The sequence below is a fragment of the Acidovorax sp. Leaf78 genome (genome assembly GCF_001422735.1).
Lineage (GTDB): Bacteria > Pseudomonadota > Gammaproteobacteria > Burkholderiales > Burkholderiaceae_C > Acidovorax.
This window is the reverse complement of the sequence record NZ_LMLZ01000026.1, coordinates 114,238-127,727: the sequence shown is the minus strand read 5'-3', so window position 1 is coordinate 127,727 and position 13,490 is coordinate 114,238. Positions and strand designations below refer to the sequence as shown.

At 70.4% G+C, this 13,490-nt stretch carries 11 protein-coding genes; all 11 read right to left on the bottom strand.

The window, feature by feature from the left end:
- Positions 1-57 precede the first annotated feature (57 nt).
- Entirely contained in the window at positions 58-3,177 is a 3,120-nt protein-coding gene (locus ASF16_RS24890) for an efflux RND transporter permease subunit (protein WP_056173825.1), read from the bottom strand.
- A gap of 13 nt (positions 3,178-3,190) precedes the next feature.
- Positions 3,191-4,312 (bottom strand): efflux RND transporter periplasmic adaptor subunit, encoded by a 1,122-nt coding sequence (locus ASF16_RS24885; RefSeq protein ID WP_056173821.1) that lies wholly within the window; start codon positions 4,310-4,312, stop codon positions 3,191-3,193.
- A complete protein-coding gene (locus ASF16_RS24880) occupies positions 4,309-4,866 on the bottom strand; it encodes a hypothetical protein (RefSeq protein WP_056173999.1) in 558 nt (185 codons plus the stop codon). The genes ASF16_RS24885 and ASF16_RS24880 overlap by 4 nt, the downstream gene beginning before the upstream one ends.
- 37 nt (positions 4,867-4,903) lie before the next feature.
- Entirely contained in the window at positions 4,904-6,175 is a 1,272-nt protein-coding gene (locus ASF16_RS24875) for a TolC family protein (protein WP_056173818.1), read from the bottom strand.
- Positions 6,176-6,324: 149 nt separating this feature from the next.
- Positions 6,325-6,711 carry a hypothetical protein gene (locus ASF16_RS24870; RefSeq protein WP_082517144.1) on the bottom strand — a complete coding sequence of 129 codons (387 nt, stop codon included), beginning with the start codon at positions 6,709-6,711 and terminating at the stop codon, positions 6,325-6,327.
- Between the two features lie 112 nt (positions 6,712-6,823).
- A complete protein-coding gene (locus ASF16_RS24865; protein ID WP_056173810.1) occupies positions 6,824-7,636 on the bottom strand; it encodes a heme ABC transporter ATP-binding protein in 813 nt (270 codons plus the stop codon).
- Positions 7,633-8,715 carry an iron ABC transporter permease gene (locus tag ASF16_RS24860; protein WP_056173807.1) on the bottom strand — a complete coding sequence of 361 codons (1,083 nt, stop codon included), beginning with the start codon at positions 8,713-8,715 and terminating at the stop codon, positions 7,633-7,635. The genes ASF16_RS24865 and ASF16_RS24860 overlap by 4 nt, the downstream gene beginning before the upstream one ends.
- Complete coding sequence (locus tag ASF16_RS24855) at positions 8,712-9,602, bottom strand: hemin ABC transporter substrate-binding protein (RefSeq protein WP_156372226.1); 891 nt, start codon at positions 9,600-9,602, stop codon at positions 8,712-8,714. The genes ASF16_RS24860 and ASF16_RS24855 overlap by 4 nt, the downstream gene beginning before the upstream one ends.
- Positions 9,592-10,746 (bottom strand): hemin-degrading factor, encoded by a 1,155-nt coding sequence (locus ASF16_RS24850; protein WP_056173804.1) that lies wholly within the window; start codon positions 10,744-10,746, stop codon positions 9,592-9,594. The genes ASF16_RS24855 and ASF16_RS24850 overlap by 11 nt, the downstream gene beginning before the upstream one ends.
- Positions 10,743-11,090 carry a hypothetical protein gene (locus ASF16_RS24845; RefSeq protein WP_056173802.1) on the bottom strand — a complete coding sequence of 116 codons (348 nt, stop codon included), beginning with the start codon at positions 11,088-11,090 and terminating at the stop codon, positions 10,743-10,745. The genes ASF16_RS24850 and ASF16_RS24845 overlap by 4 nt, the downstream gene beginning before the upstream one ends.
- A 41-nt stretch (positions 11,091-11,131) precedes the next feature.
- Positions 11,132-13,387, bottom strand: a complete 2,256-nt coding sequence (locus tag ASF16_RS24840; protein ID WP_056173799.1) for a TonB-dependent hemoglobin/transferrin/lactoferrin family receptor — start codon at positions 13,385-13,387, stop codon at positions 11,132-11,134.
- Positions 13,388-13,490 lie beyond the last annotated feature (103 nt).

Sequence of the window (13,490 nt, the reverse complement as noted above, 5' to 3'; positions counted from 1 at the left end):
ATCCTTTCAAAGGGTGGTCAAAGGGTGGTCAAAGGGTCATTGAGACAGCGACAGAAATCAAAAAGCCTCGGCGTTCTTGTCGTCCAGCAGGCGCTCGGCATCGCGGCGGCCAAACAGCCAGAACAGGGCCGGGGTGAGGAAGGTGTCGAGCAGGGTCGAGCTGATCAGGCCCGAGAAGATCACCACCGCCACCGGGTGCAAGATTTCGGTGCCGGGGCGTTCGGCCTCCAGCAGCAGCGGGGCCAGCGCAAAGGCGGTGACCAGGGCCGTCATGAGCACAGGGGACAGGCGCTCCAGCGAGCCGCGCACGATCATCGCGGTGTCGAAGTTCTCGCCCTCCACGCGCATCAGGTTCAGGTAGTGGCTCACCTTCAGGATGCCGTTGCGCACCGAGATGCCCGCCAGCGTGATGAAGCCGATCAGCGCCGCCACCGACAGCGGCTGGCCCGAGATCCACAGCCCCAGCACCGCCCCCACCAGCGCCAGCGGGATGTTGGCCATGATCAGCGCCGACAGCGTGGCCGAGCGGTAGCGCGTGTACAGCACCACGAACATCAGCACCAGCGAGACCACGGCCAGCATGCCCACCAGGCGGCTGGCCTCTTCCTGCGCCTGGAACTGGCCGCCCAGGGTGATGAAGTAGCCATCCGGCAGGCGCGTGTCGCCCACCACCTTGCGGATGTCGGCCACCACGTCGGACAGCGCCCTGCCCTGCGCGTTGGCCGAGAGCACGATGCGGCGCTTGCCGTCGTCGCGGCTGATCTGGTTGGGGCCGTCGCCGTCCTCGATGCTCGCCAGGCGCGACAGCGGAACGCGTCCGCGTGGGGTCTCGATCATGATCTGCGCCAGGCCGTCCAGCGAGCGCGCGCTCTCGGGCAGGCGCACCACCAGCGCAAAGCGCCGGCTGCCCTCCACGATCTGCGTCACCTTTTCGCCCTCCACCAGGCCCTGCAAGGTGGCCAGCACCTGCGCTGCGGGCACACCGTACTGGGCGGCCGCGGCATGGTCCACGCGCACGGTGATCTGCGGCGCCAGCACCTGCTTTTCCACCTCCAGATCGGCCAGGCCGTCGATGCTGGCCAGGCGTGCGCGCAGCGCATCGGCCTGCCCGCGCAGGGTATCGAGGTCCTCGCCGAAGAGCTTGATCGCGATCTGCGAGCGCACGCCCGAGAGCATGTGGTCGATGCGGTGCGAGATCGGCTGGCCGATGGCAATCGCTGCCGGCATCTGCGCCAGACGGCTGCGGATGTCGGCCTGCACCTCGGCCATGCTGCGTTGGAGCTCGGCCGCGGGCAGCAGGCCCACGTCGAGCTCGCTCACGTGCACGCCCTCGGCATGTTCGTCCAGCTCGGCCCGGCCGCTGCGCCGGCCCACGTGCGTGACCTCGGGCACCTGGCGCACCAGCACCTCGGCCTGGCTGGCCAACGCGGCCGATTCGGCCAGCGTCACGCCCGGGTTCAGGCGCATGCCGATGAGCAGCGTGCCCTCGTTGAACGGCGGTAAAAAGGTGGTCGGAAAGAACGGCACCGCCGCCACCGACAGCACCACCGCCACGGCACCCACCGCCATGGCGACGCGCGGGTGCGCCAGCACCCGGGTGAGCCCGCCGCGGTAGCGCGCCTTGAGCCAGGCCACCACGCGCGTGTCGCCGTGGTCCAGGTTCTTCATGCGTGGCAGCAGGTAGAAGGCCAGCACCGGCGTGACCGTGACCGACACCAGCAGCGACGCCACGGTGGAGACGATGAACGCGATGCCCAGCGGCACGAACAGCCGCCCCTCGATGCCTGGCAGCGCGAACAGCGGCAAAAACACCAGCACGATGATGGCCGTGGCGTAGAGGATGCCCGAGCGCACCTCCATCGACGCGAGCTTGACCACCTCCAGCGGGTGCAGCCGGTGCTGGGGGTGCTTGGCGCGGTCCATCTTCAGGCGGCGCAGCACGTTCTCCACGTCCACCACCGCATCGTCCACCAGGCCGCCGATGGCGATGGCCAGCCCCCCCAGCGTCATGGTGTTGATCGACAGGCCGAAGTACTTGAACACCAGCGCCGTGATGAAGATCGACACCGGGATGGCTGTGAGCGCAATGACCGTGGGGCGCAGCGTGCCCAGGAAAACGAACAGGATCACCGCCACGAACACCGAGGCGCCCATGAGCTTGCCCTGCAGCGTGGTGACCGAGGCCTCGATGAAGCTGGCCTGGCGGAAGGTGACGCGCGGCGCTTCCATGCCCGCGGGCAGCGACTTCTTCAGATCACCCAGCGCCGACTCGATGCTGCGCGTGAGCGCGATGGTGTCGGCCGTGGGCTGCTTCTGAATGCCCAGGATCACGGCCGGCTTGCCCTCGAAGCCCGCGTCGCCGCGCTTGAGCGCCGCAGCAAACGTCACCTCGGCCACCTGGCGCAGCAGCACCGGCTGGCCGTTCTTCGCGGCGAGCGCCAGGTTCTGCAGATCCTCCAGGCGCGAGGTGCGGCCCAGGTGCCGGATGAGGTACTCGCGCCCATTGAGCTCCAGGAAACCGCCCGAGGTGTTGCTGGAGAAGCCCTTGAGCGCCCCCGTGAGCTGGTCGTGCGTGATGCCCAGCTCGGCCATGCGCGCCGTGTTGGGCTGCACCTGAAACTGGCGCACCTCGCCGCCGATGGGGATCACCTGCGCCACGCCGGCAATCGCCAAGAGGCGCGGGCGCAGCACCCAGTCGGCGTACTCGCGCACGGCCATGGGCGTGGTGCGCTGCACGTCGATGGGGATCGCCACCTGCATGATCTCGCCCATGATGGAGCTGATGGGCCCCATGCGCGGCGTGACGCCCGTGGGCAACCCTTCCTCCATGGACGACAGGCGCTCGGACACCATCTGCCGGGCGCGGAAGATGTCCGTGCTCCAGTCGAAGGTGACGTAGATGAAGGACAGCCCCGCGCTGGAGGTGGAGCGCACGCTCTCCACACCGGGCAGGCCATTCATCGTGGTTTCCAGCGGGAAGGTAATGAGCTGCTCCACCTCTTCGGCGGCCATGCCGCCGGCCTCGGTCATCAGCGTGACGGTGGGCTTGTTGAGGTCGGGGAACACGTCCACTGGCGTGCGCGACAGCGTGAAGGCCCCGTAGGCCATGAGCACACCGGCGGCGATGAGCACCAGCAGCCGGTTGGCCAGGCTGCTTTCGAGTAACCACTTGAACATTGCGGCACTCCCTTCAGCGGACCTGGTTGATCAGCGTGGCGCCCTGCGTGGCCACGCGGTCACCGGCCTTCAGGCCCGAGGTCACTGCCACCGAGGCGCCGTCGAGCGGCACGAAGGTGACCACGCGCGGCACAAAGCGCTCGGGCGACTCCTTGACCCAAACGATGGTCTGGTTGGCGGGGTTGCGCAGCAGCGAGGCCACCGGTACCTGCACGCCCACGGCCTGCTCGGTGGATTGCACGAACACGCGCACCGGTTGCCCCAGGGCCAGGGTGCCCAGCACCGCCGAGTCGCCCGCAAACTGCAGCGGCAGCGCCTGGTCGCGCAGGCTGCGCGCCGCACCCAGAAAGCGCAGCGGCACGCGCTGCGCACCCACGGCCAGCGCGGCACCGGCCACGCTGTGGGCCTGCGCGGTGTCGTAGGCCAGGGCCTCCACACGCAAGCGCGCAGGGTCCACCACCTCGAACACCAGTTCGCGCGCATCCACCACCTGCCCTGCCACCGCGTTGGCCGAGGCGATCACGCCAGAGACGGGTGCCACCAGCGCATCACGCGTGGACAGGCCCGCCCCCACGGCGCCCAGGCGCTGGGTGAAGCTTTGCAGCTCGCTCTCGGCCGCCTCGATCTCCTTGCGCGGCACGGTGTCTGACAGATCCTTGAGGCGCGCCACACGCCGCGCCGCCAGGTCGCGCCCCGCGCGTAGCTCGGCCTGCTGGGCCAGTTGGTTGGAGCGCTCGATGGCGCCCGCCGTGGGCACCACATAGGCCAGCACCTCGCCCTTACGCACCGCCTGGCCCACGCCGGGCAGACCCTTGGGGCCTGCCTCCAGCCGGCCGGCCAGCGCGGCCTGCACCTTGCCACCGGCGTTGGGGTCCATCACCACCGTGCCGGCCAACTCGAAGGCCTTGGGGTGCTGGCCTTCGGCGGCCACCAGGGTGCGCACGCCCAGTTGGCGCTGCGCGGGCTTGGGCAAAAACACGCTGCCATCGGGCTGGCGCTTGGGGCCATTGCCATCGGCGGCCGGTGGGGCATCGCCATGGTCATGGCCTTCGCCAGCGTGCGCCATCAACGGGGCGCACAGCGCAGCGGCCATCAACAGGGCCGTCACGGAATGGTGAGAGGTCAGCCGCTTCATGCTGCACCTCCCAGACGCTGCGAGCGCGCGGCGCGGCCACGCCGCAAGCCCCAGACCGCTGCCAGGGCCAGCAGCACGGCGGCCACGGCGCCGGCTACCAGCGCATTGCGCCGGCCCGTGGGCTCGGCATGGGCATGCGCTGCGGCATGGATGTCGACCTCGCCGGCCAGCAGGTCGGTGTCTTTGCCAGCCACCACGGTGGCGGTGATGGGGCTCACGCCCTCGGCCAGTGGTGCAGCCAGCGCGGCCTGGAACTCGCCGTCCGCCACGCGGGTGACGGGCACGCGCGTGCCGGCAATGTCGAGCTCGAGCTGCGCCTCCTTCACCGGGCTGTTGTCGCCCGCATGGTCGAGGTAGAGCGCCAGCTTTTGCCCATCGAGCACACCGACCAGCTCGAACAGGTCGGAGGTGGCGGCAAAGCGCGGGATGGCGGGGCCGGCTGCGGCGGTGGGGGCTTCGCCATGGTCATGCCCCGCATCGGCAAAGGCTGCCGGCGGCACGAGGCCCAGCACCAGGGCAAGGCCCAGTGTGGAAAAGAGAGAGAGGAGTTGCATGGTGATCACAAAAATGAGGTGGTGATAAACAGCGCGCTCACTGCGGCAACAGGCCCAGGGCCTGGCGCAGGGTGGAGACGGCGGCGGCGGCATCGATGCGGGCACGTGCCCACTGGCGCTCGGCCTGCACGGCTTCGAGCTCCACACGCAGGCGGGTGGGCCAGTCGGCCTCGCCCAGGCGAAAGGCCTTGTCGATGAAGCCGCGCGTGTCGCGCGCCAGGGCTGCATGGCGGGCCATGGCCTCGCGCTGGGCCTGTGTGGCCTTTACACGGGCCGTGGCGGCGGCCACGTCGGCGACCAGGCGGTCCTGCTCGACGCGGGCGCGCACCTCGGCGTCGAGGGCATCGGCGCGTGCAGCCGTTTCCTTGGCGCGGGCACGGTCGCCACCGCCCAGGGGCACGCGCACGCCGACGGTGAAGCTTTGCAGGTAGCGCTCACCGGCCTGCTCGCGCCCGCGCGTGGCGGCCACCGTCAGCTCGGGGTTGGCCCGGGTCTGCACGGCGGCCAGGTCGGCCGCGCGGCGCGCCACTGCGGCCTGGTCCTGCCAGTCGGCCACGGCCGGGTGGTCGGCGGGCAGGCCGGGCGCTGGCAGGGCTTCGGCCTCGGGGTCTGTGCCGTCGGCCAGTACCACGTTGCCGCCCCAGGCCGCCAGGGCTGCCTGCGCCACATCGCGTGCGCCCGTGGCCTCGGCCACCGCGGCCTCGGCCTGGGCCACGGCGGCGTCGGCCTGGGTCTGGTCGGCACGCGACATGTCGCCCGCCTTGAAGCGCCGCGCCACGTCGGCCGCCAGGCGCTGCGCGTTCTGCAGCCGGTCCTGCGCCAGGCCGAGTTCTGCCTGCGCGCGTTGCAGGGTCCACCAGGCTTCGCGCACGGTGGCGGCCAGTTGCAGCTGCGCGGCCAGGCGGCGGCTTTCCACGGCCTTGATCTCGGCGTCGCCCAGCGCGGCCTTGCGCGCGCGCTCGCCGGGCAGCCACAGCGGCAGGGCCACGCCCACTTCGTATTCCCGGCTGCCCTGGTTGCTGCCGGGGCGGTCGCTCTTGCGGGACAGCTCCAGCGCGGCAGGCTCGGCCGTCCAGGACGATGCGCCGCTGCGCGCGGCCTGTGCAGACTCGCGCCGCAGCGCCGCGGACTGCGCCTCGGGCTGGCGCTCCCAGGCTCGCTCGAACAGCGATTTCAGGGTGAGTGGTGGTGCTGCTTCCGTTTCAGCCGGTGACTGGGCATGCGCACCGCCCACGGCCAGTGCGTACCCCAGCGCCACAGCGGCCAACAACGGCCGTGGCAGGTGGTTCTTGTTTGTCGTTCTTTGCATCCGATTCCTCTGCAGTGGCCCAGGGCCACGGGGTTGAAATCGGCGAGGCACGATGGCCGGCGCATGCGCTCGCGCGCAGGCACTGCAGCAGCCTGCATGGGCCGCTTCACATCGTCAGGACAGGGGTTGCCCGCAACCCGCCTCGCCGCTCAGGCGAGGACGGACCACTTGGGGCGTTCGGGGCGGGTGAGCGGGGGATGGACCCAGGCCGGTGCCACCAGGGCGGCAGGCGCAGCGACCGCGACCACGATGGCCTGACCACTCGCACTCAAGGCCATGCCGCTGCCCACACCATGGCAGGCATGGCAGTCCATGTCCGCCGTGGCGGCGGTGGCCAGTGCCTTGTGGTCAGGGGTCTCGCTGGCGGCGGACGGCTGCGCTTGCGCGGCCGGCCCATCACCGTGGTGATCGTGCGCATGGTGGCCGAAGTGCGATGCCTGCGGCGCCGTCTCGTGCTTGCAGTACGGCGATGCAGCCGCCCAGATGGACTGGAGCGGCATGAACAGCAGCAGGAAGACGAGGAGCAGGCGGCGCATGGTGTGCGCGCATTCTAGTGACAAGATGGCGCGGTGCAGCATCCGCCCACGCCCATGTCCCCACGCGGTCAAGGGCAAGGCTTGGAGGGATGACCGCGTCGTCATCTGCGCATCATCCCGCTGCCACCAAAAACTGCGGCACGCCGTCGCTGGCGCGCACTTCGGAACACTCCACGCCCCACACGCGTGCAATCGCCGCGGCGTCCAGCGTCTGCTCCACGGGCCCCACATCACAGCGCCCCGCCCCCATCAGCACCACGTCGTGCGCGTACCGCAGCGCCAGGTTCAGGTCGTGCAGCACCGCGACCACGCCGATGCCCTGCTCCGCTGCCCAGCGGCGCACCAGGGCCATGGCCTGGTGCTGGTGCGCCAGGTCGAGCGCGGCGGTGGGTTCATCGAGCAGCAGCCAGCGCGTAGCGCCGTCGGGCCGGGGCTCCCAGATCTGCGCCAGGGCACGGGCCAGGTGGGCGCGGGCGCGCTCGCCGCCAGACAGGGTGTTGACGCCGCGCTGCGCCAGGTGGGCCACGCCGGTGGCCTCCATCGCATCGCGGGCGATGCGCGCCTCGCTCCGGCTGGGCGACTGGCGGTGCGGAAAGCGCCCCATCTCCACGACCTCCTGCACCGTGAAGTCGAAGGCCACCGCCGTCTCTTGCGGCAGCACGGCACGCAGGCGCGCCAGTTCCAATGCGCCCAACGCAGAGAGCGCCCTGCCCCCCAGGCTGACCGAGCCCGACCGCGGCGCGCGCTGGCCCGACAGCATGGACAGCAGCGTCGACTTGCCTGCGCCATTGGGCCCGAGGATGGCGGTGAATCGGCCAGGTGCCAGGCGTGCATGCACGGTGGCCAGCAAGGGCCGGCCCGGCAGGCCCACACCCAACTGATCGCACACCAGCGGATCGCCGGCATGGAGCGAGGCGGCGTTCATACCTTGCTCCGGAACTGGCGCAGCATGGCCAGGAACAGCGGCACGCCGATAAAGGCCGTGAGCACGCCCAGCGGCAGCTCCGCCGGCTTGACGATGGTGCGCGCCACCACGTCGGCCGCCAGCACCAGCGCCGCACCCAGCAGGGCCGAGCCCGGCAGCACCACGCGATGGTCGGGCCCGGCCACCAGGCGCACCCAGTGCGGCGCCACCAGGCCGATGAAACCGATGATGCCGGTGGCGGCAGTCACCGCGCCCACCGCCAGCGCGGTGACCAGCACCGCCAGGCGCTTGGTGCGCTCCACCGGCACGCCCAGCAACGCCGCCTGCGCCTCGCCCAGGGCAATCGCATTGAGCGGGCGCGCGAGCGCCAGGCCCAGACCGCAGGCAAAGGCCACGATGGAGCCGACCAGGGCGACAGCGCTCCAGCGCGCGCCGCCCAGGCTGCCCAGCAGCCACATCTGGATGTTGCGCAGTTGCTCGTCGGTGGAGATGAAGTTGAGGTAGCCCAGCCCCGCCAGCGCCAGCGCATTGACCGCCACGCCGGCCAGCAGCATCAGCCCCATGCGCGTGCCGCCATCGGCCTGCGCCAGGCCATAGATGAGCGCCGTGACCAACAGGCCGCCGCCAAACGCCATGCCCACCAGCGTCCAGCTGCCCAGCGTGCGCGGCAGGTCGGGCAGCCAGTGGCTGCCCAGCACTATGGTGAGCGCAGCGGCCAGCGCGGCCCCGCTGCTGACCCCGATCAGGCCCGGGTCGGCCAGCGGGTTGCGGAACAATCCCTGCATCAGCGCACCCGCCAGCCCCAGGCCTGCACCAGCCGCCACGCCCATCAGCAACCGGGGCAGCCGGATGTTGATGAACACCAGATATTCAGGCGCCTGCTCGGCCGACGGCACCGCGCCCACGGCCTGCAGCAGCACCTGCCACAGCTGGGCCGGCGCAATGGCGTATGCACCCTGCGTGCTGGCCCACACGAACGCAAGGCCCACCAGCGCAACGCCCCACAGCAGCGCCGCGCGGGGCGACAGGCGCCGCAAAGACCAGCGCGCAACCGGCTGCGCCACGGCCACGCCGCTCACGCCGTGATCGCCTGCGTGCGGGTGTGCAGCTCGCGCACGGCCCCGGGCAGGCGCGGGCCAAAGCCCAGCAGGTGGCTGGCCTCCATGGCCACCAGCGCCTTGCGGCGGAACGCGGGCGTGAGGGCCAGTTCCGGCCGCTGCCAGAAGGCTGCCTCGCCGCCCAGCGCCTCGATGCCCTGCGTGCTGTTGAGCAGCACCTCCGGCGCGGCGCTGGCCATGGCTTCGGCCGTGAGCGGCCGGTAGCCTGCGAACTGCGTGATGGCGTTGGTCGCGCCCGCAAAGCGGATCAGCGCATCGGCCGCCGTGCCGGTGCCCGCCACCATGGGGCTGCCGCCGTGCGACAGGATGAAGATCGCGCGCGGGCGGCGCGTGGACGCGGCCACCAGCTTTTGCACCGCGGCCCACTGCGCATCCAGGTCGGCCTGCAAGGCCTGCGCCTCGCGCTCGCGGCCGGCCACGCGGCCCACGGTGGCGACCTTGCGCTGCACCTCGTCCCAGGTGTGGTCGGCCTTGACCAGCTCCACCCGCACACCGGCGCTGCGCACCTGGTCCAGCACCACGGGCGGACCGGCCTCGGTGGTGCCCACCACGGCGTCGGGCTTTAGGGACAGCAGGCCCTCGGCCGACAGCTGGCGCATGTAGCCGACCTTGGCGGTCTTGAGCGCGGCCTCGGGGAACAGGCTGGTGGTGTCGGTGCCCACCAGTTGGCCCTGTGCGCCCAGTAGGTAGACCACCTCGGTCAATGCACCGCCCAGCGAGACGATGCGCGCCGGGCCGGCCGCCAGTGCGCGCTCGGCGCCCAGAGCAGGCAGCAGCGGCAGTGCGGCCAGCCCGCGCAGCAGTTGCCTGCGGCCCTGTTGCGCATCGATGCATTCGTCACGCGGCATGGGCTGTCTCCTGCGCTTGCATATCCCCTTGCTCCTGCAGCTCGGGCAGGCCCGCCACAAGGTCACGCCAGCCCTGCAGCTCCGGCTTGCCGGGCTTGCGCGCACCGAAGAACATGGCCATCAGCTCGCCCGCGTGGTCGAACGCTTCGACAGAGGTGACCACGCCATCGGCGGTGGGTTTTTCGACTACCCACACACTGGCGATCATGTCGGTGCGCAGGTGCAGGTTGAAGCCTTCGTCCAGCACGTTGATCCACTGCGCGTGCGGCGTATCGAGCGGCTGGATGTTGCGCACCGGCCCGGTGTGGATCTGAATGCAGCCGCCGCTGCCCACGAACACCATGATGGGCAGGCCGTCCACCGCGGCCTCGTCCAACAGGCGCGGCACGGCCTGCGGCGTGGCACGCCACGCGAACTGGCCTTCGACCAGGCGAAAGCTCTGCTGGCGCTCCACGCCGAACTTCTTGGTGATGCCGAAGAACTCATGCGTGTCCTTCATCGCGGCCCAGGCCTCGCGCAGCGCGGTGGCATCGATGTCAGCGTCAGGCAGCACTGCCGCTGGCGCAGGTGCGGCGCCAAACACATAGCCGGCGCTGGGCTGTGCAAAGCGGTGGATCACCGCATCGAACGCAGCCAGATCGGTCGCGTCGCGCGTGAAGATCTTGTGCACCGCACGGCCCTGCGCGTTGTAGAACTGCAGGCTGCGCGATGGCGGCTTGGCGGGGTCGTTGGCCAGCTCGGTCACGGCAAAGCCGGCATGCCACTGCGCAAAGAACAGGCGCAGGTCGATGTCTTCGCCCAGCGCAATGCCCACCGGCCCGGTGGCCGAGACGTGCGTGTACACGCCGGTCTTCTCGTGCACCGTGCCTTCGTTGCGCGTCAGCGCCATCAAGGGGCCGCAGGCTTCGAGCGCCTGCAGAAGGTGCAGCCACGAGCCCTGCAGCGGTACCACCTTGAGCGGGTGGTCGTGCTCGCCCGCGTGGGCCGCCACTGCAGCGCCTTCCGACAGCCCGATGCTCTCGGCCGCATCCTTGGCGCGTTTACCCGTTGCGCGTGCAGCGGCGAATTGCGCGCGGATGTCCGGCGCGGCAATCGGCGCAGCAGCCGCCGCAAAGCCTTGTGCGGTCGTCACGGCGGCGATCATTGCATGGCCTCCGGCGCGGTGTGCCACAGCACGCGGCGCTGCTCGGCGGCCACCATGGCGGCCGTGGCAGCAGTGTCCTGGCGGGCCTTGCACTGCTCTTCCCAACGCCCTTGCAGGCTCCAGACCACCGTGCGGAAGTGGGCGGTAAAGCCGTCGGCGTCCGCCAGCATCTGCAGGTTGGCCGATATCTTGCGGCCCATGGCGTCGCGGTGGCTGTCGCAGCAGGCCTGCACGTAGCCCGTCATCAGGGCGAGCGTGCCGGCCAGCAGCGCCTCGGCGCAGGGCAGGCTGTATTCCTCGTCGGTGTGGCTGCCTGCATCGGGCAGGTCGGGAGCGTGGCTCATGGTGGTCTCCTGGGGTGGGTGCCTGGGATTGAAAGCGGAACTCAGAAATCGGCCACCAGCGACACCCGCACGGAGCGGCCGGGCTGGCTGTAGGCGTCGATGAAGTTGGCGTTGGCGGCCAGGCCGCGCACGTCGGCCCAGCGCCAGTGCTTCTTGTCGGTCAGGTTGTAGATGCCGAGGTTCAGGCGCAGGTCCTTGCGGATGCGCCACTGGCCCGACAGGTCAAGCACCGTGTACGACGGCGTGAGGTACTGCGTGCTGCCCGTGGCCAACGCCACGTCGCTCGGCTTCTTGGCGGCGGCGTGGGTGGCATCCAGGCGCGCCATCCAGCCGCCGGTGTCGTAGCGCAGGCCCGCCGCAAGGCGCGATGGGTCCACCGTGTTCACCGGCCTGCCGGTGGCGGTGTCGCGCCCGCGCGTCTGGCCGTAGCTGAAGGGCGATGTCCATTGCCCACCGGCCCACTGGCCCCAGCGCATCTCGCCCTTGACCTCGAAGCCGTTGAGCTTGACGCGGCCGATGTTGACCGACTGGAACACCAGCGGGTTGCCCGGCGCACCGGTGCCGCCGACCTGGCGCAGGTCTTCGATGAAGTCCTTGTAGCGGCCCGTGAACGCTGCAGCCTCGACCGACAGCGCGTCCAGCCGGCCGCGCACGCCCAGCTCGAAGTTCTGGCTCTTTTCAGGTTTGAGGTTGGCGTTGGGCACCGTGCGGTAGTTGCTGACCGGGTTCTCGAAGAAGGCGTTGACCTGCCCCGCGTTGGGCGCACGGAAGCCCGCCGCGTAGTTGCCGAACACGCTCCACTGCTCACTGGCGCGGTAGAGCACGCCGAACTTGGGCGAAGTGGCGTTGCCCGACAGGGACACGGCCTGCGCGCCGAAGCCGGCCTGGTCGGCCTTGATGCGGAAGGTGTCGAAGCGCACGCCCGGGGTGATGCTCCAGGGGCCGGTCACGAACTCGTCCTGCACGTACAGCGCGGCGCTGGTCTCGGTGGTGTCCGGAAAGCGCTTGAGCGGGAAGGTCTCGCCCACCGGCGGGGTCACACCGGTTTGCAGGTTCTCGACCTTGGCGGACGTGTAGTCAAAACCGTAGGTGATCTTCTGCACCAGGCCGCCAGCGCCCGCGCGCAGCACCTTGCTGCCCTGCAGGTTGGCCTGCCAGGTGCGCTCGTCGTAGGTCACGTCGCGCACGCGGTCGGCAGCGGTGTTGCGGTCTTCGGTGACGTATTCGCGCGAATGCGAGTCCTGAAAACTCAGCGTTGCCTTCAGGTCGTCGGCCAGCGCCGAGTTCACTCGCCACGCGCCCTCCCACGTCGCACGGCTGCGCTGCATGTCGGTGAACGAGGTGGAGCCCAGCACGGACGTGGCGGCCAGCGGCGGCTTGGAGCGCGCGGTCAGCAGCTCGTAGTCGGAGGTCTTGTCCACATGCTCCAGCGTGAACACATGGCGCTGGCCGCCGCCGGGCGTGAGGATGACCTTGCCCAGCAGCGCGCCGCTTTGGTCCTTTTGCGGATTGGGGCGGGTGCGGTCGGCATTGGCCGCGCTGTTGGTGCCCATGTTGTCCAGCTCGCTGGCGCGCGTGACGTTGCCGCCCAGCAGCCACTGCACCGTGTCGCCCGCCTTGCCCGCCACCGTGGCGCCCACGCGCTTGCCGTGGTCGTCGCCGTCGTAGCCCAGGCTCACACGCCCGCCGATGCGCTTGTCGCCGTCGAGGAAGGCCGATGGTTCGGCCGTGATGAAGTTGACCAGGCCCGCCATGCCGTCCGACCCGTACAGCGCCGACGTGGCGCCGCGCACGACTTCGATGCGCTGCAGCAGGCCGATGTCCAGGTAGTCGCGCCCGAACGCATTGGCGCTGAAGACATAGCTGCGCGGCAGGCGGATGCCGTCCACCATCATCAGCACGCGGTTGCCGTCCAGGCCGCGGATGTTGAAGCCCGCGTTCTGCTCGCGTCCCGTGGAGCCGCTGGCCAGCGTGAAGCGCGCGGGCGAGCGCGCGACCGACACGTTGGGCAGATCGCGCGCCACATCGCGGATGTCGCGCACCTGGCCTTCTTCGATGGCCTGCGCGTTGATCACGTCGATGCTCATGGGCAGCTCGCCCGGGTCCTGCTCGCTGCGCGAGCCGCTGATGACGACCTCCTTGAGCGCCGGGCCGGCAGCGATGAGCTGCCCTGCACCCAGCGGGCCTGGCGCGCCCTGGGCCTGGGCGTTCCAGGCGGTGCCCAGTGCACAGGCCACGAGCCAGGCCACGGGATGGAGGTTGAACGTGCGGGAGCGGAGTGCGGATGCGTGCGCCACGGGGGGGCCCTTCTTCTCTGGTCGAAATCAATGACAGGAAGCTGGCTCTGCGCGCCGTTTCACCGCTCGGGTGCTGGCACGTCCGCTGGCAACGAAGCGGTTA

Coding starts and splice junctions, on each gene's coding strand:
- ASF16_RS24890 (WP_056173825.1), bottom strand. CDS start 3,177: ATGTTCAAGTGGTTACTCGAAAGCAGCCTGGCCAACCGGCTGCTGGTG.
- ASF16_RS24885 (WP_056173821.1), bottom strand. CDS start 4,312: ATGAAGCGGCTGACCTCTCACCATTCCGTGACGGCCCTGTTGATGGCC.
- ASF16_RS24880 (WP_056173999.1), bottom strand. CDS start 4,866: ATGCAACTCCTCTCTCTCTTTTCCACACTGGGCCTTGCCCTGGTGCTG.
- ASF16_RS24875 (WP_056173818.1), bottom strand. CDS start 6,175: ATGCAAAGAACGACAAACAAGAACCACCTGCCACGGCCGTTGTTGGCC.
- ASF16_RS24870 (WP_082517144.1), bottom strand. CDS start 6,711: ATGCGCCGCCTGCTCCTCGTCTTCCTGCTGCTGTTCATGCCGCTCCAG.
- ASF16_RS24865 (WP_056173810.1), bottom strand. CDS start 7,636: ATGAACGCCGCCTCGCTCCATGCCGGCGATCCGCTGGTGTGCGATCAG.
- ASF16_RS24855 (WP_156372226.1), bottom strand. CDS start 9,602: ATGCCGCGTGACGAATGCATCGATGCGCAACAGGGCCGCAGGCAACTG.
- ASF16_RS24850 (WP_056173804.1), bottom strand. CDS start 10,746: ATGATCGCCGCCGTGACGACCGCACAAGGCTTTGCGGCGGCTGCTGCG.
- ASF16_RS24845 (WP_056173802.1), bottom strand. CDS start 11,090: ATGAGCCACGCTCCCGACCTGCCCGATGCAGGCAGCCACACCGACGAG.